The organism is Croceicoccus marinus (assembly GCF_001661675.2).
Lineage (GTDB): Bacteria > Pseudomonadota > Alphaproteobacteria > Sphingomonadales > Sphingomonadaceae > Croceicoccus > Croceicoccus marinus.
The window spans coordinates 1,723,528-1,746,400 of the sequence record NZ_CP019602.1; the positions used below are offsets into that span (position 1 = coordinate 1,723,528).

Annotated in this window: 18 protein-coding genes; 5 read left to right on the top strand and 13 right to left on the bottom strand. The window is 65.6% G+C overall.

The genetic code is table 11. The features are described from left to right. The first annotated feature begins 169 nt into the window (after positions 1 to 169). Positions 170 to 436 carry a hypothetical protein gene (locus A9D14_RS08145; protein WP_066845100.1) on the top strand — a complete coding sequence of 89 codons (267 nt, stop codon included), beginning with the start codon at positions 170 to 172 and terminating at the stop codon, positions 434 to 436. Here A9D14_RS08145 and pssA read toward each other — a convergent pair. The 4 genes from pssA to A9D14_RS08165 form a co-directional block, all read right to left on the bottom strand. Then, on the bottom strand, positions 396 to 1,256 hold the full coding sequence (gene pssA, locus A9D14_RS08150; RefSeq protein WP_066845102.1) for a CDP-diacylglycerol--serine O-phosphatidyltransferase: 861 nt from the start codon (positions 1,254 to 1,256) through the stop codon (positions 396 to 398). The genes A9D14_RS08145 and pssA overlap by 41 nt on opposite strands. Then, positions 1,256 to 2,008 (bottom strand): phosphatidylserine decarboxylase, encoded by a 753-nt coding sequence (locus tag A9D14_RS08155; protein ID WP_066845104.1) that lies wholly within the window; start codon positions 2,006 to 2,008, stop codon positions 1,256 to 1,258. The genes pssA and A9D14_RS08155 overlap by 1 nt, the downstream gene beginning before the upstream one ends. A 92-nt stretch (positions 2,009 to 2,100) precedes the next feature. Next, positions 2,101 to 2,322, bottom strand: a complete 222-nt coding sequence (locus A9D14_RS08160) for a hypothetical protein (RefSeq protein ID WP_066845106.1) — start codon at positions 2,320 to 2,322, stop codon at positions 2,101 to 2,103. 142 nt (positions 2,323 to 2,464) lie between these two features. Then, a complete protein-coding gene (locus A9D14_RS08165; RefSeq protein WP_415877328.1) occupies positions 2,465 to 4,027 on the bottom strand; it encodes a glycerol-3-phosphate dehydrogenase in 1,563 nt (520 codons plus the stop codon). A 51-nt stretch (positions 4,028 to 4,078) separates the two neighbouring features. On the opposite strand from A9D14_RS08165, the gene glpK reads away from it, so the two are divergent. After that, entirely contained in the window at positions 4,079 to 5,563 is a 1,485-nt protein-coding gene (gene glpK / locus A9D14_RS08170) for a glycerol kinase GlpK (RefSeq protein ID WP_066845108.1), read from the top strand. 26 nt (positions 5,564 to 5,589) lie between these two features. Here glpK and A9D14_RS08175 read toward each other — a convergent pair whose 3' ends face one another. The 7 genes from A9D14_RS08175 to A9D14_RS08205 form a co-directional block, all read right to left on the bottom strand. Then, positions 5,590 to 6,693 (bottom strand): NAD(P)/FAD-dependent oxidoreductase, encoded by a 1,104-nt coding sequence (locus A9D14_RS08175; RefSeq protein ID WP_066845112.1) that lies wholly within the window; start codon positions 6,691 to 6,693, stop codon positions 5,590 to 5,592. 100 nt (positions 6,694 to 6,793) lie between these two features. Beyond that, on the bottom strand, positions 6,794 to 7,936 hold the full coding sequence (locus A9D14_RS08180) for an endonuclease/exonuclease/phosphatase family protein (protein ID WP_157668175.1): 1,143 nt from the start codon (positions 7,934 to 7,936) through the stop codon (positions 6,794 to 6,796). Positions 7,937 to 8,129: 193 nt separating this feature from the next. After that, positions 8,130 to 8,936, bottom strand: coding sequence for a hypothetical protein (locus A9D14_RS08185; RefSeq protein ID WP_066845122.1), 807 nt, complete (start codon positions 8,934 to 8,936; stop codon positions 8,130 to 8,132). 121 nt (positions 8,937 to 9,057) lie between these two features. Beyond that, complete coding sequence (locus A9D14_RS08190; protein WP_066845125.1) at positions 9,058 to 10,434, bottom strand: efflux transporter outer membrane subunit; 1,377 nt, start codon at positions 10,432 to 10,434, stop codon at positions 9,058 to 9,060. Beyond that, positions 10,431 to 13,532 carry an efflux RND transporter permease subunit gene (locus A9D14_RS08195; protein ID WP_066845127.1) on the bottom strand — a complete coding sequence of 1,034 codons (3,102 nt, stop codon included), beginning with the start codon at positions 13,530 to 13,532 and terminating at the stop codon, positions 10,431 to 10,433. The genes A9D14_RS08190 and A9D14_RS08195 overlap by 4 nt, the downstream gene beginning before the upstream one ends. After that, complete coding sequence (locus tag A9D14_RS08200; RefSeq protein ID WP_232468468.1) at positions 13,522 to 14,556, bottom strand: efflux RND transporter periplasmic adaptor subunit; 1,035 nt, start codon at positions 14,554 to 14,556, stop codon at positions 13,522 to 13,524. The genes A9D14_RS08195 and A9D14_RS08200 overlap by 11 nt, the downstream gene beginning before the upstream one ends. A 158-nt stretch (positions 14,557 to 14,714) precedes the next feature. Further along, complete coding sequence (locus A9D14_RS08205; protein ID WP_083987791.1) at positions 14,715 to 15,209, bottom strand: DUF418 domain-containing protein; 495 nt, start codon at positions 15,207 to 15,209, stop codon at positions 14,715 to 14,717. A 1,110-nt stretch (positions 15,210 to 16,319) separates the two neighbouring features. Between A9D14_RS08205 and A9D14_RS08210 the strand changes: the two genes are divergently transcribed. From A9D14_RS08210 to A9D14_RS08220, 3 genes are all read left to right on the top strand, one after another. Then, the gene (locus A9D14_RS08210) at positions 16,320 to 16,781 is read left to right on the top strand and encodes a hypothetical protein (RefSeq protein ID WP_232468470.1); all 462 of its coding nucleotides are present in this window, start codon (positions 16,320 to 16,322) and stop codon (positions 16,779 to 16,781) included. Positions 16,782 to 16,879: 98 nt separating this feature from the next. Continuing rightward, complete coding sequence (locus A9D14_RS08215; RefSeq protein WP_066848636.1) at positions 16,880 to 17,203, top strand: UrcA family protein; 324 nt, start codon at positions 16,880 to 16,882, stop codon at positions 17,201 to 17,203. 209 nt (positions 17,204 to 17,412) lie between these two features. Continuing rightward, on the top strand, positions 17,413 to 18,975 hold the full coding sequence (locus A9D14_RS08220; RefSeq protein WP_066845138.1) for a tetratricopeptide repeat-containing sulfotransferase family protein: 1,563 nt from the start codon (positions 17,413 to 17,415) through the stop codon (positions 18,973 to 18,975). Between the two features lie 55 nt (positions 18,976 to 19,030). Here A9D14_RS08220 and A9D14_RS08225 read toward each other — a convergent pair whose 3' ends face one another. Both A9D14_RS08225 and A9D14_RS08230 read right to left on the bottom strand, forming a co-directional pair. After that, on the bottom strand, positions 19,031 to 21,448 hold the full coding sequence (locus tag A9D14_RS08225) for a TonB-dependent receptor (RefSeq protein ID WP_066845140.1): 2,418 nt from the start codon (positions 21,446 to 21,448) through the stop codon (positions 19,031 to 19,033). Between the two features lie 195 nt (positions 21,449 to 21,643). Further along, positions 21,644 to 22,636 (bottom strand): sterol desaturase family protein, encoded by a 993-nt coding sequence (locus A9D14_RS08230; protein ID WP_083987792.1) that lies wholly within the window; start codon positions 22,634 to 22,636, stop codon positions 21,644 to 21,646. Positions 22,637 to 22,873: the final 237 nt, after the last annotated feature.

The window sequence follows — 22,873 nt, forward strand, 5'->3', positions numbered from 1 at the left end:
AAAGCCCCCGGGACAGAATGGGAGGTCGGGCCACCTTGGGATCAACGCTTGACAGCTCGGAACAAATAGTGAACATACCGTTACGTAGTCAATTACGTATCAATGCCTAATCGTTCGGCAGATCGACCATCGATATTGCCGTATATGGAACAAAAGGGGATCGTATATCATGGCCGAATTTTTCGCAATCGCGCCAGTGCTGGCATTTGCCGCCTTCGCCCTTGGCTGCGTGTTCGCCATACGGTCGATGTTGCAGGACATGGCAAACATGTTCCGGCAGATCGCCGAGCAACCGGTGCTGTCATCCGTGGAGCATAGTCCCACGGAACGCCGCGAACCGCGACGCACTACCGCCGGGGCAGAGATCGTCGAACTGCCGCGACGGGCCGCTGCGATCAGGCCAAGGTCGTGCGAGCATCTTCCCGCCGCCGCCTGACACTGCGATAGCGCCACCAGCCATAGGGTAGCAGCGCGATATACACGACCGATACCGCGACCAGTGTCAGCCACGGCTCCAGCAGCAACGCGGCGCCCAGAAGGCCGACGAAAGCGATCAGCTCGATCCGAACCGAGCGGCCGGGCTTGAAGGATGTCCAGCTAAGCGTCGCCAGGTTCGAGATCATAAGGAACGCGATCAGCACGACCCAGATCGCGACCAGCACGGGGTCGCGGAACAACGCCTCGTCCGTCGCCATCCACAGATAGAGCGGCAGGAACGCCAGACCGCCGCCGATCGGTGCGGGAACGCCCGTCAGGAAACCGGCCGACTTGTGCGGCTGGTCCTCCTCATCGATCTGCGCGTTGAAGCGGGCAAGACGCAGCATGCAGCACAGCGCCAAAGCAAGCGAGGCGAACCAGCCGATCCGCGGCAGGTCCTGCAGGGACCATAGAAACAGGATCAGGGCCGGCGCAACGCCGAAGGACAAGGAATCGGCCAGGCTGTCCAGCTCGGCTCCGAACCGGCTCTGCGCCTTCAGCAGCCGCGCGATGCGTCCGTCTATCCCGTCGAGCGCGCCTGCGGTCAGCACCGCCAGCACCGACATGCTCCAATTGCCATCGATGGCAAAGCGGATACCCGTCAGGCCAAGGCACAGCGCAGCGGCGGTAATGGCGTTGGGGGTGACGGCCCGCATGGACAGCCCCTTGGAACTGCGGCGCGGCACCGGGCGCTCGCCATGCGTGATCCGGGGCCCGATATCGCCGTCGGCGTTCCGCGGATCATCGACGGATCTACCGTTTTCAATTCCGTCGCTCATTACAGCGCAATTCCTTCAATCAGCCGGGTCTGCCCGATACGGGCAAGAACCGTTTCGCCTGCGATAGCCTTCTGGCCCAGAACAACCGCAGGCTCGGTGCCCGCGGGCAGATAGATGTCGACGCGGCTGCCGAACCGGATCAGGCCGACGCGCTGGCCCGCCGCCAGCATGTCGCCGGGCTTCACGAACGGAACGATGCGCCGCGCGACCAGACCCGCGATCTGCGTGAAGCCGACCAGAACGCCATCCTCGCGCTCCATCAGCAGATGCTGCCGCTCGTTGTCCTCGCTCGCCTTGTCGAGGTCGGCGTTGACGAACTTGCCGGGTATATAGACCAGCCGCCGCAGAGTGCCGGAAACCGGAGCGCGATTGATGTGGACGTCGAACACGCTCATGAAGATCGAAATGCGGATGACTTCGTCCGTGCCCAGACCTGCCGAGCCCGAACCGTCATCCATCTGCAGTTCCAGCGGCGGCGGAACCTTGCGGATCAGGGTGATCAACCCGTCCGCTGGCGAAACGATCGCGTCCGGATCCTGAGGCACGATCCGCCTGGGATCGCGGAAGAATGCAAACACGCCGAACGTCAGCACCAGCAGTGGCCAGCCCACGATTTCCCAATCGAGGACGAGCAGGAAAAACAGCGCGACGACGCCGGCGATCAGGCCGTACTTGCGCCCTTCGGGATGGACCGGCGGCCAGCTCCAGCCAGCTTCCCCGCGCCCCTCGTTGTCGAGAATTTCTCCTGCCATCCCCACCATCTAGGGGCTGGCAGCCGCAGCGGCAAGCGCGACGGCCCGGCTTCGCAGCGAACCCAGGCCCCAGCGCAGCGCTGTCGGGGCAGTCAGCGGCGCGCCAGGGACGGGTTGATGCACCAGAACCCGGTGCCGTCGCCGTCACGCTCCAGCGTGCAGACAAGCCGCTCGCCCGTCCACAACTCCGCCCGGCGCCCCGCCATCTCGTTGTTGAGGACCGAGAGCGCCGAACTGGCGTCCATACCGTCGAATTCGATGAATTTCTCGATGCCGATCCCGTCGTCGGCAAGTTTCAGGCGGTAACTATGCATGATCCCGCTGTCCTTTCCGCCATGCAGGATGCGTGATCGGACCCCGTTTCGACTCGGCATCCTGCGTGTGGCTGAAACTGCTTAACCGCCCGCGCCGCCGCGCGCTCCATCATTTGGCACAGGTGCGGGCGCAGGGCGGCACTCAGCCATTGCCATTGCCGCTGCGCCTACCAGAAAGATAGGACCCGATCCGTTCCGCAACGCCCTCATCCGCATGCAATCCGATCTTGGAGCGCCGCCACAGAATATCCTCCGCCGTCCGCGCCCATTCGTGTTCGACCAGATAGTCGACCTCGCGCCGGGAGAGGGTTCCGCCAAAGTCTTCACCCAGCGCGGCAATAGATGCCGCCTCGCCCAGTACCAGTTCCGCCCTTGTACCATAGGCGCGCGCAAGCCGGTGCAGGAATGGGCGCGGAAAGCCGGGAAAACGACTGATCAGACCGCCAAGGAATGCGTGGAAATCGCCGCCAGCCATCTCGCCGCCGGGCAGCGTGATCCCGGCGGTCCACGCCCGGCCCATTCGGGGAAAGAAAGGGGCAATCTGTTGCAGCGCATGTTCGGCAAGCCTGCGATAGGTCGTTATCTTCCCGCCAAAGATCGACAGCATCGGCGCGCGTCCCTTGCGCTCATCCCTCTCGCCCCCCGCGTCGAGATCCAGCACGTAATCGCGCGTCACTGCCGAGGCATCAGCCGCATGATCGTCATACAGCGGCCGGATACCCGCATAGCTCCACCTTACGTCTTCGGGCGCTATCGAGCGGCCGAAATAGCGGTTCGCGGTGTCGCACAGATAATGCGTTTCCTCCTCGCTGATCCCGGCCCTGCCCGGGGGGCCTTCCCACGGCTGGTCGGTGGTGCCGATCAGCGTGTAATCGTGCTCATAGGGAATGGCGAACACGATCCGGCGGTCGGGGTTCTGCAACATGAAGGCGTGATCGCCGTCATACAGGCGCGGGACCACGATATGGCTGCCCTTCACCAGCCGCACGCCGCGATCGTTCCTGGCGCGGCCCAGCTTGCGCAATATGTCGTCCACCCAAGGACCGGCCGCATTGACGAGCATGGCCGCACGCACCTCGCTCGTCCCCCGTTCGTCCTCAAGCGTCGCGGCCCACCGCCCCTCCTCCTCTCGCGCGGCGACAAGCCGGGTTCGCGTGCGGATATCAGCGCCGCTCAGCGCGGCGTCCATCGCGTTCAGCACGGTGAGGCGGCTGTCCTCCACCCAGCAGTCGGAATAGACGAAGGCCTTGCCGCCATCCTTCAGCCCTTCGCCCATCGGATCTGACGACAGATCGATCGTGCCGGTCCCCGGCAGTTTCCGCCGCCCGCCGATATGATCGTAGAGAAACAGCCCCGCGCGCACCATCCAGGCGGGCCGCGGCGATTGCGACTGCGGCAGCACGAAGCGCAGCGGCCAGATGATATGCGGCGCCATGGCCAGCAGGCGCTCACGCTCGATCAGGGATTCGCGCACCAAAGCGATCTCGCCATATTCGAGATAGCGCAGCCCGCCGTGGATCAGCTTGGTGGATGAAGAGGATGTGTAGTTCGCCAGATCGTCCTGCTCGACCAGCAGCACCCGCAGGCCCCTGCCCGCCGCATCGCGGGCGATCCCCGCGCCGTTGATCCCGCCGCCGACGATCAGCAGATCGAATTCGGCCATTCCGTCCTTCGCCACGCTTGCTCCTTTCGGCTGGCGCGCCATAGACTAGGCGCACAGCAGAACAGAACAAGCGAGAGAGCGGAAAAGCGCCTTATGCCCCGACATATTCTGGCGATCGACCAGGGCACCACCAGCACGCGGGCCATCCTGTTCGATGAGGGCGGCAACGCGCTGGCGACCGCGCGGCGCGAATTCGCACAGCATTACCCGCAGCCTGGCTGGGTCGAGCACGACCCCGATGAGATCTGGCGCGACACGGTCGCCGCCGCGCGCGAGGCGATTGCAGCGGCCGGTCTGTCCGCAGACGCCGTCGCGGGCATCGGCATCACCAACCAGCGCGAAACCGTGGTCGTTTGGGACCGCGCCACGGGCGAGCCAATCCATCGCGCCATCGTCTGGCAGGACCGCCGCACGGCCAGCCTGTGCGCCGGGATGAAGGCGGCTGGCGAGGAAGCCGGGGTACGCGAAAGGACCGGCCTGCTGATCGATCCCTATTTCTCGGCCACCAAGCTGGCGTGGATACTGGACCATGTCGCCGGTGCCCGTGCCCGCGCCGAAAAAGGCGAGCTGGCCTTCGGCACCATCGACAGTTTCCTCTTGTGGCGGCTGACGGGCGGCAGGGTGCATGCGACCGACGTCACCAATGCGGGGCGCACCCTGCTCTACGACATTCGCGCGCAGCAATGGGATCAGGATCTGTGCCGCCTGTTCCGCGTGCCGATGGCCCTGCTCCCCCAGGTTCGCGACAATGCGCATGTCTACGGCACGACCAAAGCGGATCTGCTGGGCGCGCCCATCCCGGTCGCAGGCATGGCGGGCGACCAGCAGGCCGCCCTGTTCGGGCAGGCATGTTTCGACAGGGGCATGGCCAAAAGCACCTATGGCACCGGCTGCTTCATGCTGCTCAACACCGGCGGCGACGCGCTGGCTTCGCAGAACCGCCTGCTGACCACGCCCGCCTATAGGCTGGACGGGAAGATGGTCTATGCGCTGGAAGGTTCGATCTTCATCGCGGGCGCGGCGATCAAATGGCTGCGCGACGGGATCGGCGTGATCACCCACGCCCGCGAAACCGACGACATGGCGACACAGGTCCCCGACAATCACGGTGTCTATATGGTGCCCGCCTTCGTCGGACTGGGCGCGCCGCATTGGGATCCGGATGCGCGCGGGGCGATCTTCGGGCTTACGCTGGGCGCGACGCAGGCGCATCTCGCGCGCGCCGCGCTGGAAGCGGTTGCCTATCAGACGATGGATCTGGCCGGGGCAATGGTCGCCGACGGCGGCGAGACGCCTGCCAGCCTGCGGGTGGATGGCGGCATGGCGGCGAACGACTGGCTTTGCCAGTTCCTGGCCGACATGATCGACGCCCCGGTCGAGCGGCCCTCCAATCTTGAGACGACCGCACTGGGCGCGGCTTTCCACGCCGGGCTGGCGACGGGGGTGTGGTCGGGCCTTCCCGCTTTGGCTGCATTGCGGAGCGAGGGCCGCATCTTCACGCCGCAGATGAATGGGGCAGCCCGCCAGTCGCTGATCGCCGGATGGCGCGATGCGGTGCGCCGCACCGTCACCGATTGACGCGGCACGCTCGCGCATCCTTGGAATCAGTCCACCATCCCGGCCACCATGCGCGCAATCGCCATCGACGATGTCAGTCCCGGACTTTCGATCCCGAACAGGTTGACCAACCCGCTGCACCCGTGATCGGCCGGGCCGGAAATCACGAAATCGCCCGCCTCCTCGCCGGGTCCGGTTACCTTTGGCCGCACGCCGGCATAGCCCGCCTGCAGGCGCGAAGCATCGAGCGCGGGCCAGATCCGCTGCGCCGCCGCCGCGAACCTTGCATGACGACCCGGATCGATCGCGTAGTCCACGGCATCGATCCATTCGACGTCCGGCCCGAACCGCGCCTGCCCGGCCAGATCCAGCGTCAGATGCGTGCCCAGCCCGCCCGGCTCGGGAACGGGATAGATCAGATGGCGAAACGGCACCTTGCCGCCATAGGTGAAATAAACGCCGCGTGCGTAAAAGGCGGGCGGCACGAAGGCCGGGTCCAGCCCCTGCGTCGCCAGCGCCAGTTCCTGTGCCGCAAGCCCCGCCGAATTGACCAGCACCGGCGAGGACACGGCAGGCTCGTCCGCGCCGTCGAGCCATATCTGCCACGATCCGTCGGCGCGGCCGATGCGCGCGACCCGGCTGCCGGTCACCAGCATCGCCCCATGCGCCTCCGCCTCGCCCAGAAGCGCCAGCATTAAGCCATGGCTGTCGATGATACCCGTCGACGGCGACAATAGAGCGCCCGCGCAGGGAAGCTCCGGCTCGAGCGCCAGCACCTCCCGCGGGCTCAGGCGGACCAGATCGTGCGCGCCCGCCCGGGCGGCCCTCGCCTCGATGGTGTCCAGCTCGGCCAGCTGCGCATCGTCATGGGCGAAGATGATCTTGCCGGTCCGGCGGTGCGGCACCCCGCGCGCTTCGCAAAAGCCATACAGCAGGTCGCGCCCTTCCACGCATAGCCGCGCCTTCAGCGATCCGGGGGGATAATAGATCCCTGCGTGGACGACTTCGGAATTGCGGCTGCTGGTCCAGGATCCGAACTGCGCCTCGCCGTCCAGCACCAGCGGCGCGCGGCCCGCCAGCGCAAGTTCACGCGCCACCGCAAGCCCGACGACCCCCGCTCCCACGACTATCGCATCGACTTGCTCGACCAATTGCTGCGCCCCGCCCCCTTCGATGCATGACGCGATAACCCGCCAGACGGCGCGGTGTCACGGCAGCAGAATGGTTAGTCCGGCAGGCGAAAGCGCGGGTTCAGTTGGCCCTGATCGCAGCCTGTTCGTCGCTCTGCCCGGTACTCCGATGGGGGACCGGCATGGATGCGATCGACACATTGGGCCGCGCCGCCGCCGGCGTTTCGTCGCGCGATGCCAGCATGCCCGCCGGAGCGGTAAGGCGATATTCGATGGTATAGCCGAAATGATCGGAAAGCGGCTCACCCCCCGCTTCCGTGCCGAAGGGGATACTGGCGGCCACCGCGGCGATCGTGCGGCGGTCACCCGGCAGCACATATTGCATGTCGCGCGCCCGTTCGAGCACCCATTGCGCATCGTCCGAATGCACATCCGGCATGAAATCGGCATCGATGCAGCCGCGCAGAGCCTCCGACGGGGCCAGCCCGCCGTTCAGCCGCATCAGCGCGGGCGGCAGGATCGCCAGCCGCTCCTCGCGGTCGCCTAGGTTGAAATCGCCCGCCAGGATCAGCGGAATCGCCGGATTGCGATTGCTCCGAAGGAAATCGACCAGGAAATCGACCTGCTGGCGGTACGCCCGCTCGGTCTCCTTCTCGGACGCCCACGACGCTCCCTTGCTGTTGAGATGGGTGGTCGCGATCTCGACCTTCCCCTTGCCGGGCACGTCGAGCGTCACCAACACGACGCCTTTGGCCGCGAAGCAGTCCATCCCTGCGCACGCCCCCTTGGGGAAAGCTGCGCGGTCGACCTCCACGATCGGAAAATCGCTCAGCACGATCAGCCCGCTGTCCAGCTGCGGCGCGGCGGACCTGCGGCGGAAAGGTGCGCGCCTCGACACCGGATTGGCCACGCGCTGCGCCCTGGCCCCGACGATCTGATAGCGATAGCCAGCACGGTCGCCGATCGACTTGGCTTCGGAGCGGAAGGCTTCCTGCAGGACGACCACGGCGGGCTGCACGGCATCCTTGCGCATGCGGGCAAGGCGATCTGCAATGCGTTCCAGCGCATCCGCCCGCCCGGTCGCGATCGGCCACGGCAGGCCCTTGACGTTATAGGTCATGACCGAAAGGTCGGGCGCGCGGGCCTGGGCGGGCTCCATGCCGGTCCGGGCGGGTTCAATTATGGGAAGGGCGATTTCAAGCGTGGCAAGCGGCGCTGCAGGCTGGGCATGCGCCCCACCTGCCAAAAACAGTGATCCGGCCATGAACATGACCATTCGAGTTGTGCGAGCCGATATCCGCATTCGTCCCCTGTCGATGCCCCATATCGATGGGGCGGTTCGATTCCGTTCCCCTGCCCATAAAGCATTTGGCCGGGAAATGCTGCAACTTGTTGGACAATTCGTGACAATTCGGTTGCAAAGCGCCCTGTCCGGTCGTTTTTTCCGCCGGATCTGTTTAATCGGCGGGCGCAGGCAAGCGGCTGGCGTGCACGGTTCGCGTTTCGCGGTCGATGGACCAGATCAGGGTTTCGTCCAGCGGATCCACGTCGATCGCCTGCCCATGCGATTCGATCGGGATGGTCGCCACATGTCGCAGCGTGCCGCCGGCCTGCGGCAATGCGACGACGTAAAGCTCGGGCTTGTCGTGGCCGCTCAGGTACAGCTGGCCGTTCTCGCTCCAGCTCGCGCCCGAAATGCTGCTGGGCGCCAGCCGATCGAGCACCGCATCGGGCAGGCCCCACATGCGGCTTATGCGGAAGTCGTCGTCCATCTGGGCGACGAAGCTGTCGCGATGATCGCGTCCCTCGGGCGTGCCGCGGTCGTCGTAATTGGCGAATGTCGCCCACCACTTGCCGTCATGCCAGTCCAGCGCGGTCAGCGAGCCGGGCATCGGACCCAGCGCGATCGAACGGCTATGCTCCAGCCTCTGCAGATCGAAGATCGCGACCGTCGAAAGCTGCGGGACCGCCGGATAGTTCGAGGATGCGCAGACCAGTTCGTCATCCACCACGGTGCAGCTGTTCAGATGCGGGAACAGGGCCGGGTCGCCCCTCCACTCGCCGGTCACCTGCCGATCGGCAATCGCGATGCGGGTGATGACATTATTGTCGACGGCATAGATCGACGTACCGTCGGACGCGACGCCCTGCCGCGCGCTTTGGGCAGGGATCACGCGCTCCGACCCGGCCTGCCGGGCAATGGCGGGGTTCAGGACTGACAGGGCAGCGGCGCAAAGGCCAAGCGCCCATTTCGATATTCGCATGCGGCTGTTCTTCCTTCAGGCGGCGTGATGACATCCCGCGCCTTTCATAGCGCACCGAACATTGCCGAATGGAGACGGTGGACCGCCGTTCCGGCCGATGCCCGGCCGGCAGTAGGCCCCCTTAGACCGCTGGCGAAACATACGGGCCGGGCGATGCCGCCGCCAGATGCAGCGCGACATAGGCGTTCGACAGCGCGGCGCGATTGTCGAGCAGTGCTTCGCGGCTGGAAATGAGCTGCCGCTGGGCGTCGAGCAAGTCGAACAGCGACGCCAGCCCTTCGCGGTAAAGCGCGTTCGATTGCTCCAGCGCCGCGTCGCTCTGCTCGATGGCGGCGGCTAGGGCTTCCGCGCGCTGGCGGAACGCGCCGATCGCGACCAGCGCATTTTCCGTCTCGCGCAGCGCGTCGAGGAAGGTCAGCCGGTAATCGGCATAGCGGGCATCGAGTTCGGCTTCCGCGGCATCGACCTCGGCGCGGCGGCGGCCGCCGTCGAAGATGGGAATGTCGAGCGCGGCTCCGACGCCGGCGAGAAATTCGCCGAACAGATCGCCCAGGCTGCCGCCTCCAAGCACGATGGATGCCGGAACGGTCAGCGAAGGGCGCAAGTCGGCCCGCTCGATCCCGACACCCGCAGCCGCCTCCTGCAGCCGCGCCTCGGCGGCGAGGACGTCGGTGCGGCGCCGCAACAGGTCGAGCGGCTGGCCCACCGGCGGGCCGCCGTCATAGCTGGGGATCGCGCCGATCCCGCCCTCGCCCGCCGGGACGAAAGTGCCGGGCGCTTCGCCCAGCAGCAGGGCGAGAGCATGCTCCGCCTCGGCGCGCTGGATCTCGAGCACGCCGAGCCGCGCCTGCGTCTGCGAGAGGTCGGCGGCGGCACGCCGCACGTCGAGATTGGCGGCCAGCCCCGCTTCGAACCGCAAGGTCACGACATCGAGGGTCTGCTCCTGCAGCCCCGTCGATTCCTCCAGCAGTTCAAGCTGCGCGCCGGTGCGGCGATAGTCGATATATTGCCTGGCGATGGCGGCGGCCACGATGCGGCGCGCATCGGCGCGCAGATAATCCGCCTCGGCATAGCGGGCGGCGGCGGCGCGGATCTCGGCACTCAGCCGCCCGCTGATGTCGGGATCGAACAGCGCGAACAGCCCGGCGCTGGCGCTGACATTGCTGCCGCCGTCATTGGCCTGAACGCCGACGTCGGCCGCGCCGTCCACGCTGGGCAGGCGGTCGGCGCGTTCGGCGCGCAGCAGCGCCTCGGCCGAGCGAACACGCTCGCGCGCAATCGCGATGTCGAGATTGTCGGCAAGCCCCCGCTCGATCAGCGCGTCGAGCACCGGGTCGTCGAATCCGTTCCACCAATCCTCGTCGGCGCCCGCTTCGGGAAGGGCAGCGGCAAATTCGGGCGGCGCATCGATGGCGGTGTGCGGCTCGACCTCCGGCACGCTGGCGCAGGCGGACAGCAGGCCGGACGCCAGCAGCACGGGCAACAGCGATCGGATCATGCGGGTGCCATCGTCATGTCTTCGTCGACCTGCCCGATCTCTTCCTTCAGCCGTGCCAGGTCGACCGAGCGCGGCTTGCCGAAACGGGCGATGCCCAGATAGATCACCGGCGTCAGGAACAGGGTGAAGATGCCCGCGATGCCCAGTCCGCCGAAGATCACCCAGCCGATCGACTGGCGCGCCTCCGCCCCCGCTCCACCCGCAAGGATCAACGGCACCGCGCCGATAACGGTCGAGATCAGGGTCATCGCGATCGGGCGCAGGCGGATCGAGGCGGCTTCCTCCACCGCCTCGCGCACGCTGCGGCCCTGGTGGCGAAGCTGGTCGGCGAATTCGACCACCAGGATGCCGTTCTTGGCCATCAGTCCGATCAGCATGACCAACCCGATCTGCGAATAGATATTGAGCGAAACGCCCGACAGGAACAGCGCCAGGATCGCGGCGGCCAGCGCGAAGGGCACCGTGAACAGCACGACCAGCGCGCTCGTCAGGCTTTCGAACTGGGCGACCAGCACCAGGAACACGATGACCAGCGCGAACAGATAGGTGACCAGCACGTCGTTCGAGGTTTCGTTCAGGCTTTCGGCATCGCCCTGCAGCAGCATGTCGACGTCCTCTGCCACCGTCTCGTCGGCAAGGCGCTGCATCTCGGTGATCGCGTCGCGCAGCGATACGCCTTGCGCGATGTCGGCGTCGACTTCGATCGCGCGGCGCTGTTCGGTGCGGTCGAGCTGCGCGGCGACGCCCTGCTCAACCACGTCGGTCACCAGCGACATGGGCACCAGCCCCCCCGATTCGGTGCGGACATACAGGTTCGACAGATCCGCCGGATTGGTGATCGACACCGCGCGCGAGGTCAGGAAGATCGGCACCGCCTGGTCCCCGATATTGAGGTCGGCGATCTCCTCGCCCCCCACCATCGCGCTTAGGGTCTGCGACAAATCGTCAAGATCGATGCCCAGGTCCGATGCCCGCTGCCGGTCGATCCGCAGCGACAATTGCGGCTGCGTCGGCTGGTACGAGATATCGGGATTGGACAATATGTCGGACCTTGTATCGATCGCCTCGGACAGCGCCAGGGCGGATCGGTAGATATTGTCGTATTCGCCGCCCGTCAGCGCGACCTCCAGCCCCTCGCCCCCGCCGCCAAAGCTGAGCGTGCCGCGGCCGCGTGCGTTGGTGCGCGAACCCGGGATCTCCTGCAGCGGGGGGTTCAGCTCTTCCACGATCTCGCTCTGGCTACGCTCCCGCTCGTCCCACGGGGCAAGCTGGGCGGTGACGCGCACGCGATTGGGGTCCCACTGGCCGACGACCGAGAAGGTGCTCTCGATCTCCCCGCTGTCGAGATAGGGCTGCAGGATACGCTCGATCTCGTCCAGTTCGCGGTCCATGAAGGTCAGGCCGACCCCGTCGGGACCGGTGGCGTCGACCTCGATCACGCCGCGATCCTCGTCGGGCACAAGCTCGTTTTCGATCTGCGTATACAGCAGGCCCGTCAGGGCCGCGACCACCACCGCGGCGCCGATCACAAGCTTTCCCCTGTCGAGGCACCAGACCAGCATCTGCATGTACCGGTCACGCATGTGGCCGCCCCAGCGCGTCAGCCGGTCGCCATCCGCCGCGCCATTGGTAAGGTCGATGCGCGCCGCCAGCGCGGGCACCAGCGACAGTGCGATGAACGACGATATCAGCACCGCCAGCGACAGCACGAAGCCGAATTCGCGAAACAGGCGCCCGGTTTCAGACGGCAGGAAGCTGATCGGCACGAACACCGATACCAGCACGGCGGTGGTGGCGACCACCGCGAAGAACACCTGCCGCGTGCCCACGACCGCTGCCGCGCGCCGTCCCAGCCCCTTGTTCTGCAGGCGCTGCGTGTTTTCCAGCACCACGATCGCGTCGTCGACGATCAGCCCGGTCGCCAGCACCAGCGCCAGCAACGTCAACAGGTTGATCGAAAAGCCCATGATCCAGATGCCCGCGATCACCCCGACCAGCGCGATCGGTATGGTCGTGCTGGGAATGATTGTGGGCCGCCAGGCGCGGAAGAAGATCAGCATCGTGCCGATAACCACCATGATCGTGAAGCCCAGCGTGATCAGCACCTCCTGAACCGAAATCTGGATAAACTGGGCGTCGTCGGAAATCACCTCGACCTGGATATTGTCGAAGCGCTGGTTCACCCGTTCGACCGCTGTTCGAATGGCGTTTGAAATCTCGATCGTGTTCGAATTGGCCTGCCGCACGACGCCCATTCCGATCACCGACCTGCCGTCCAGCCGGACGAAATTATTCGCATCGGCAGGCGCGAAATCGACGTCGGCGACATCGCCGATGCGGGTGTTGCCGCTGATGACCAGATCGCGCAGCAGCTGCGGATCGGTGGCGCTCGCTTCCGCCCGCACGACCAGTTCCTGCGCGTCGGAGCGGAACGAGCCCACCGGCACGTCATAGGGCGCACGACGAAGCGCATCGGCCACGTCGCTGATCGTCAGGCCAAAGCGGTTGAGCCGGGCCGGATCCACCGACACGCGCATCTGCAAGGCCCGGTCGCCGAACAGGTCGATGCTGGCGACGCCTTCTGCCGTCAGCAATTCGGGGACGATGTCGTTCTCGACCAGCTGGGTCAGTTCCGCCTCGCCCAGGCTGTCGCTTTGCACCACCAGCCGCATGATCGGCCATGCGTCGGCATCGGCCTTGACGATGTTCACCTGCTCGACCCGGTCGGGCAGTTCGCGCGTCATCCGGCTGACGGCCTCGCGCACGTCGGAGGCCGCGGTATCCAGGTCCACGCCGGGATTGAACTCGGCCCTGACGCGAGAGTTGTTCTCCTCGCTGGAGGAACGGATTTCGCGCACGCCGGTGACGCGAGCCACCGCATCTTCCAGGATGCTGGTGACTTCCGCGTCCATCGTTTCGGGCGAACCGCCGGGCAGGACCGCGGACACCGACACCACCGGCCGGTCGACATTGGGAAGTTCGCGCACCTCGACCCCGAAGATCGCCGCCAGCCCCGCCAGCAGGATCAGCAGGTTGAGCACCCCCACCAGCAGCGGCCGCTTGACCGCCAGCATGGGAAGATCGGACCTATTCTCCATTGCCGGCTTCCGCAGGGCGCAGCGTGGCCTTGCTGGCCGGGGCGCCTGCGGGCGTGACAAGGCGGATTTCCTGCCCGTCGCGCACCTTCTGCACGCCTTCGACGATCACCCGGTCACCGCGCGTCAGGCGGCCGTCGACGAACGCCCTGCCGTCGCGCCGGGCGGTGATGGTGACGGGGACGCGGCTCGCCTTGCCCTCTCGCACGACGAACAGGTGCGAACCCTCGCCGCCCCAGACGATGGCTTCCTCAGGCACGGCGGGACTGGGATCGCCGCGCCGGTCGACGGTGACGCGAAAGCTCATGCCCGGGCGCAGGCTGTCGCCCGGATTGGCCAGCTTGGCGCGCACGATGAAATCGCGGCTGTCCTGCGAAACCCGGCTGTCGGTGGCGACGATGGTCGCCTGCACTTCCCGGTCGGGCTGCGCGAAGGGCACAAGCTGCACGGTCTCACCCGGCCGCAGCGAACTGAACACGGTTTCGGGCGCGGAGAAATCGACGAACATCGTGCTGCGCTGGTCCAGCTGGGCGATGGGGGTCGAATCGTTGACCCGGTTGCCGACGTCGATCTCCGTCAGGCCGATATGGCCCGAGAACGGGGCGCGGATCGTGCGATCGGCCAGTTCGGTGCGCGCCTGCTGCAACGCCACCCGCGCAGAGGCCAGCGCGGTTTCGCCCGCCTCGATCTGGCTTTCGGAAATCGCGCCGGTATCCTCGATCCGGCGATAGCGGCCCAGCAGCTGGTCCGCCTCGCGCAATTGCACCTCGGCCGCGTCGACTGCCAGCCTCTCGCGCCGTGCGTCCAGCTGGACGAGCGGTTCGCCCTTGCGGACATAGTCGCCCGCCGAGAACATCACGCCCGTCACCCTGCCGCCGGTTTCGGGAAACAGTTCCGCGCTGGTCGATGCCCGCGCCGATCCGACCAGCTCGGTCTCGGTATTCCGGGGAAGGAATTGCAGCGGCTCGGCTATGACCGGAACCGGATCGGGCGCGCGGTCGGGTTCGGAGCCTGAACATCCGCCCATGAAAACAAGGGTCAGGGCACATAGAAGCCGGGCAGCGCAATGATTCATCGGCACTGCATAACCGCGTGCAGCCATTAGCAAAAGCGCTGTCTATGTCCCTTTAGGGCATAACAGCGCGCCTGCGATACCTCGACTGGCCAGCAGCCCTGCCGGGGCCGCTATGTCGCCTGCAGCGGCGCGCCTGCAAGCGCTTGCCCGCGAGCCATGGGCTGGCGCTGCAGATAGGTCAGCGATCGCCACACCCATTCGAGCGGGCCGAACCGGAAGTGACGCAGCCACACGAGGCTCCAGGCCATCTGCACCGCCGCGATGGCCAGCACGATCAGATAGAGCTGATAACGCTCGAACCGGCGATACAGGCCGAAGCCGAAGTCATAGAACAGCGCGATGCAGATCAGCGTCTGCGCGATATAATTGGTCAGCGCCATCTGGCCCGCCGCGGCAAACCCGCGCTGCAGCCGCCTGAGCACGCCCAGCCTGACAACGCACATGACCAGCCCCAGATGGCCGAACACCATCGCCAGCCGGCTGGCCTGATAGGTCCGCCCCGCCGCGGCCGAGGCCCGGCCCGTATTCGCCCGCCTGCAGCAGGCCCAGTTCATAGATGCCGAGCGGTATGCCGATGGCATAACCCATCGCCATGACAAGCCCATAAAAGCGCGTACTGCGCCCTGCCGACAGCACGTCCCATTTCAGCAGGGCCATGCCGATCAGCATGAAGGGCACAATGTCGAACGCCAGCGCGAACGGCGCGTTGACCCACTGGAATCCGAAACTGAACGGCAGCTGCCCCCTGACCGCGTTGAGATAGGACCCGCCGTGCCAGTCGTTGAACATCGCGTTCGTTTCGGCAGTCGGAATATGTTCGGACCGGGTTTCCTGCCAGCCTTCCAATGCTTCGCGCTGCTCATCGCCCAGCGTACCGCCCCCGGCGACGATGGCCTGCGCTTCGGCGGCGGCCTGCGATTGCTCGAGCGTGCCGTAATAGCCCAGCCCCATCTTCGCGGCCGCCAGCATCAGCATCGCGATGCCGATCCCGAATTGCCAGCGCGCGGGCAGGCCGCGCAGCACGAACAGCCCGAAGCCGCAAATCGCATAGGCGAACAGGATCTCGCCCGGCCACAGCAGCAAGCTCCAGTGGATGAATCCGAAGACGCCCAGCCAGGCCATCCGCCGGAAATAGATGTCGGCGGCCGATAAACCGGTCCCGGTCTGCTCCATGCGGCTCGTCAGCAGCACGATGCCCGCGCCGAACAGCATCGAGAAGATGCCGCGCATCGTCCCTTCGAACCCGACATTCATGATCTCGAACAGGCGCAGGTTGAGCCCGGTGGCGCCCCCCGCGGCCAGCGGATTGCCATAGGCCTGCCAGACCAGGGCGAACGCCGAGATGTTCATGAGGAGAATGCCGAAGACCGCGATACCGCGCAGGATGTCGAGCGAGTCGATCCGCGCGCCTCGCTCGACCGGCGTGATGGGTGCATCCGCAAGGGCGGCGTTGGTCATCAGGGACCCCTTCCCGGGGCAGCGCAATGATGACGACCCATTGCGGCCAGCGCCGCCCCCGGTACCCGGCGCTGAAGGCGGCACGCTACGCCTTGTCGGGCGCGGTGGCAAACCGCGATGGACCCCGGCTGCCGATATTACACTTGACCGATCGCGTAACAACGATAGGCTGCATGTTACAAATTCAAGAATCCTTCGTGGGAGAGTGTCAGCAACCGTAACGCCGGTCTTCGGGCCGGCGCGAGGGAGACTCTTCGATGGACTTCACGCGCGCCGAAACTGCCGCCCCGCGATTTGCCACAAGTACCGCTGCCCTGAAGCGCATCGCCTTTCGGTCGCGCGGCCTGGCGATTGTCGGTCTGGCGCTGGCGGGAATGTCGGCGGTGCCAGCCCGCGCGGACGAATACAGCACGCGCCTGGTCCGATGCGGGGCGCAGAGCTGCCTTATGGTGTCCGGATACCGCGCCGATCCTGCCTCTGCGGTGCGCATCAATGGCCGGCTTGTGCCGGTCGAGGGCGAGAATGGCTGGACGGCACGCCTGCCGCTGGAAACCCTGCGCGAATGGACGCCGCCGCGGGCCCGCACGATCAAGGTCTCGCTTCACGACACCGGCGAGCCGGCCAGCAGCGTCGAGCATGTCGACCTTCCCATCGGCGTCCTGGGCGATTCCAGCAGGCTTGGATCGCTTGAGGTGCGCGCGCCGCTGACCATGCCCTAAGGCGCAATTTTCTGCGAATTCTTGCAACCTGCCCCGCGCAGGCCTATGTGCAAGACTGGCCGCCGCAGAGCGGTGATTGATATTCGCAGGAGACGATGATGAAGAAAGGCCTTTTGGTCCTGGCCGCTTGCGCCATGGCAAGTTCGGCTGCCGCCGCCACCACAGATCCCTTTGTCGAGGAAACCGCCACGCTTCGGCTTGACGGGCTGGACCTGTCGACCGTCGACGGGCAGCAGCGTCTGGCAATCCGCATGGACGATGCCGCTCGCGCGGTCTGCGGCGATCGACTGACCCATGTGCACCTGGCCGTCGCCGCACAGGCGCGCGAATGCCAGACCGCGGTCAAGGCGGACATTCGTTCGCAGATCGAGGAACGCATGGCGGCCAAGGCATCGCCGGCACGGCTTGCGTCCAGCCGCTGACGTTACGACAGCTTGCCCGGTCCGCCCCGCGGGCCGGGTAGCCGCTCTGCGAGTTCTTGACCCCGCCATGTAGCGATTGCCTCCCACCGTCATTGTTCATACGGTGACGGCATGATTTTCCGGCCCTATCGCTGTTCAACGACAACACGGATCGCGATCCCCGCATCCGTGCCCTCGACCAGATCTTTCGGCAACTCCGCGACAACCGCATGACCAGCGACGCACAAGCAAGGGCGGCGCTGAAGCGCGGCGACCTGAATGCTGCGGCGGCCTCGGCAAAGGCGCTAGTCGCGGCCGAGCCCGACCGACCCGAAGGCTATTTCCTGCTTGGCATCGTCGCAGCCGAAGCGGGCCAGATCGCCAAGGCCGTGCCCCTGATCCAGGCCGCCGTAGACCGCGGCCCGCAGGCAGAGCATCTTGCCCAGCTTGCCCGTTTGCTGATCCTGCTGCGCCGCGACGGCGAGGCAGCCGATGCTGCGCGCCGCGCCATCGCTCTGGGACCTGCGGACGCGCGAAGCAGTGACACGATCGGCTGCGTACTGGCCCGGCTCGGCGATCACGAGGCATCCCTCGCCCCCTTCACCGCAGCGGTCGAGGCGGAACCTGGCAATCTCGACTATCGCTACAATCTGGCGGCGGCCTGCGGCTTCACCGGACGGGAAGAGGATGCGCGCCGGCATTACGAAGCGATCCTGGCCGCCGATCCCGGCAACGCCCGCGCGCATTATGCGCTGGCCATCCTGTCGCGCCAGACCGTGCAGGCCAATCATTTGCCCCGGCTGAAGACCGCGCTCGTCAATGCGGATAGGCCGGACGACGCGCTGCGCATCCGCTATGCGCTGGCCAAGGAGTTGGAGGATATCGGAGATCCCGAAGCCTTCGCGCATCTCTCTGCCGCGAATGCCGAGCACAAGCGCAAGCTGGGCTATGATTTCGCACATGATGCCGCGATCTTCGACGCGGTCGAGGCGCTGTTCACCGGCAGCACGCTTGCGTCGGGGGCGGGCGATCCTGATCCCTCGCCGATCTTCATCGTCGGCATGCCGCGGACCGGCACCACTTTGGTCGACCGTATCCTGTCATCGCACCGCGAGGTGCAATCGGCAGGCGAGCTTCAGGCGATGCCGCTGTCGGTCAAGCGTCTGGCTGGAACACGATCACGCACCATCGTCGATCCGGACACGATCCGGGCGAGCGCCGCGGTCGATCCCGCCGCCATCGGCGCCGCCTATCTGAAGCAGGCGAGCCATCATCGCACCGGCCATGCCCCGCGCTTCACCGACAAGCTGCCAGCCAATTTCCTCTATGTCGGCCATATCGCCCGCGCCTTGCTCGGTGCGCGCATCGTGTGCCTGCGGCGCAATCCGATGGACACGGTCTGGAGCAACTACAAGAACCTGTTTGCCAGCCAGTCCGCCTATTACGCCTATTCCTACGATCTGATGGACATTGCCCGCTATTACGCGCGCTTCGACCGGCTGATGGCCTTGTGGGACCGGCTTTATCCGGGGCGCGTCCTGCAATTGTCCTATGAAAGCCTGGTGGCGGACCAGGAAGCGCAGACCCGCCTGCTGCTGGATCACTGCGGGCTTGGCTGGGACGAGGCTTGCCTGTCGTTTCACCGGAATACATCGGCCGTCGCCACCCCCAGCGCCGCACAGGTCCGGCGCCCGCTCAATGCCGACGGCGTGGGCAAATGGCGCACGCACCGCGAAGGGCTTGAACCCATCCGCTGCTGGCTGGCGCAGCAGGGTTTCGACGTTCCCCAATGAAAGAAGCCGCCTGCCCGGCGGGGCAAGCGGCTTCCTTTCTTTCAGATTTCCGCGATCAGAAGCGGATGCGCCCCTCGATCCCCACGGTGCGCGGGTTCAGCACGACCTGGCGGTAATAGCGGACCGCCACGCCGTCGTTCACGCCGATCCGCGACCGATCGTTCGCGACCGAGACGATCGCAAAATTGTCGAAGATGTTGTCGGCGAACAGGCTGACGCCAAAACGGTCGTTCTCATAGCCGAGCGAGGCGCGGTGGGTGACGAAGCTGGGCAGCTTGTCGCCATAGGCCCGGTCGTAGCCAAGGCGGGTCACCACGTTCCCGCGATACACAGCGGTCCAGTTGGCCGTGACGTCCCCGTCGGGCAGCGGCATGATATAGGTCGCGCCCAGGGTGCCCGAATTCTTTGCCGAACCCGGCAGGCGATCCCCGTCAAGCGCGTCGAGCTGGTCGAACCGGTTGGAATAATCGCCCGGTGTCTCGCGGATGGTCAGGATACCCTCGACATCCTCGGTCAGCTTGGCGTCGGTATAGGAATAGGTGCCCTGGATCGACAGTTCGGGAATGGGTCGAAGCTGGAACGAGGTCTCGAAGCCCTGCGACTTGGCCGCGCCGCCATTCACGGTGATCCCGGTCGCGCCGTAGAGCGTGGCCGAATCCACCTGAATGCCGTCCCATTCGATGTGATAGACGTTGAAGTTGAACGTCAGCATCCGGTTCAGCAACTGGGTGCGGACGCCGATATCGATGTTCTTGGTCTCGTCGGGCCCGTACTGCAGCTCGTCCGGCAGGGCGCAGATGATCTGCTGGCCGGGCTGGACGTCGGCGGGGCAAGGCGCGACGCGGTTCGGGCCGCCGATGCGGTACCCCTTGCTGTATGTTCCATAGAGCAGGATGTCGGGCGTGACTTCGAACGAGGTGTTGAACTTCCACACCCAGCCGTCCTGCCCGGCTTCGCCGCCGTTGGCAGGCAGGTCATAGGGGCTTAGCGGATCGCCCAGCACCGGCAGCGCAGCCGCGCCCTGGATTTCGGAATCATAGTCGAAATAGCGCGTGCCGGCGGTCACCTGCCACTGCGGGATGATCTGGAAGGTGGCCTCGCCGAAGACCGCCTTCTCGGTCACCTTCGAAGTGATGTAGCTGACATATTCCAGCGCTTCGGGATTGGTCTCCGGATCGACCCACGGGTGGTTCGGAATGCGCTCGGCATAATCGCTCTGGAACTTGTTCTCGTTGTAGAAGCCGCCCAGAACCCAGCTGAGCGGACCCTCGTGACGCGAAACGAAGCGAACCTCGCCGTTCCACTGCTCGCGCTTGGTGTCGGAGTCGGTGTAGCCCGCGAAGGCCGGGAACAGCTCGTAGTCGTAGTCGAGGTCGAGCAGCAGGTCGGTGACGTCGGCCTGCCCCTCGAACAGCACCTCGGTATAGGCGCCGGTGGCGACGACGTCGAAGATGTCCGCGACATTGGCGTTCAGTTCGGCGCTGCCCAGATGCGCCTGGCGCGTGATCGGCTCGATGAAGCGGCTGGCGTTCTCGTACTTTCCGGTGCCCAGCACGCCGAAGCTGTTCGACTGCGATCCGTCGGTGTCGGTCTTCTGATAGGCGTAGGTCAGGGTCAGCTTCAGGTCTTCGCTGGTCTGCAGCAGCAGCTGGTTGCGGCTGGTGAAGGTCCGCTCGAAGTTGAGATCCTCACGCCTGGTCAGGTCGGTTGCGAAATCCTCGCGGTTGACGCCGTCGGGGCCGCTGGGCTGCGGCAGCGAGACGCCGGGTTCGCGCACCAGCCGCGTATAGTCGATGAAGCCGGGGTCGAAGTAATAGCCCGTCGCCGTGCGGAACGCGATATGGTCGCGCACGATCGGCAGGTTGAGCACGAAGTCGCCCTGGTAGCCGAAGTCGTCGCTGTGCGATTTGGTGGTGCCGCGGACGTGAACCTCGCCCTCGATCACGTCGGTGTTGGGGCGGTTCGGGATATAGCGGATCGCGCCCGCCAGAGTGCCCAGACCGTAGAGCGTACCCTGGGGACCGAGCAGCGTCTCGACGCGGTCGATGTCGATGAGCTTGAAATCGTAATAGAGCGGCGTCTCGCCAAGGTAGATGCCGAGCGCGTCGTCATAGTTCGCACCAAAATCATCGACGCCCGAAGCGCTGAGGCCGCGCAGCACGATCGAACCCGACGAACCCGGACCGGTGTCGAGAATGGTCATGCCCGGCGTGAAATCGGCTATATCGCGAACGTCGTCGATCCGCTGCGCCTGCAGCTCCTCCTGGCCGATGGCCGAGATGTTGATCGGCGTGTCCTGGATCGTCGTGCTGCGGCGGGTGCCGGTCACGATGATCGCGTTCTCGTCATAGGTTTCCGCCGTTTCGGTCGGCGCATCCATGGCGTCCTGCGCGGCCGCTTGGGTTGCGAAGGCACCGCCCGTCAGCATTGTCGCAGAAAGAAGACCCAAGCGTAATGTCGCGCAATAATTCATCTGCTACCCCCTCATTGGGTTAAAACTTCCCCGCGCCCCGGCACACGGGCCAGGGCTGGATTTTCGTCGATGTGAGGATCTGGCGTTGCCCGCGCTGCCGCTGTTGCGGCTTGTGCCCGTGCCCGCCTGCTGCCCCCCCGCCTGTCCATGGGCCGGGATGTGCGATCCGGTACTCTTCCTGCGGCTCGCCGGGCGTCAGCCCGCCGAGGGTTTCGAATTGCCTCTCTCGCCGTTCCGGCCCGCCCCGATCCGGTCGATCACGGGCTGGAAGGGAAACATGAATTGTTCATAGATCGACAGGCGCCTGCGGTCGTCCTGGCCGACGATCGCGGATTCCCCGTCGCGATAGGTGCCGAAGATGCGGTCGAACAAGATCACCGAATTGCCATAGTTGCAGCGCGTATCCTCATAGCTGAGCGCGGTATGGTGCAGGCTGTGGTGGCGGATCGTGGTGAAGAAGAACGAATAGAACAGCGGCGGGTTCGACCGCACATTGGCATGGGCGAAGCCCGAGATGACGCCGCCCATGCTGATCGCGCAGAAGATCGCGGCCAGGCTGAAGTCGAACAGCGCCACGACGCTCAGGCTGATCAGCACCAGCTCGATCGGATTGCCGACCGCGCCCTTCAGCGCGTTGAGCTGAGTCACGTGGTGATGCGGCGCATGGGTCAGCCACAGCGGATACACGTTGTGCATCAGCCGATGCATCCAGTACTGGCCGAATTCGACCAGCAGGATCACCATCAGCGCCTGGACCAGGAAAGGCAGCTCCATCAGCCACGGCGTCGCGATGCCCAGCCGTTCCTTGAGCGCCATCAGCGGCTCCTCGGCGACCTTGGTGGCGACCCAGCCGATGACCGTGTACATCAGCACCGTGTAGAAGACGTCGGTCGCAAGTTCGCGGCGATTGATGCGCCAGCCTTCGTGCCGTTCGGCCACCCATTCCAGGCCCTGGATCCACGCCATGATCGCGACCGCGACGATCACCAGCGTATAGGGAGCCTCGACCCAGGCATTGGGCGCGAAGCCCCAGAAGCAGATGACGGCCGCCAGAGTGGCGGGCGGGATCAGGTTGACAAGGGCGGTGCTGACCATGCCGCGGCCCGTCGCATCGGGGCTGGTTCCTGCGGCGGCGTGTGCCTGCGCAGCGGAAGTCGTAGAGGTATCGCTACCCTGCGGCTGGTCCATAGAAAACCTCCTTATCAGGTCGTTTCCGACCCAATTTCGAAAATCCTCTACCCATGGACTTCATGTCGTTCTGATTGCGACAATTGGAAGGTACAGATATTACCAAAAGCGTCAAGCGTATTAATTGAGGACTGTGTCCGAATACGGAATTTTGCTTAACGCGTTGCAGATCCGTGCATTTTCCCAAATCAGCCGCGCGGCGATCACACGGTGAAAGCCGTTTTTGCAACAATACTA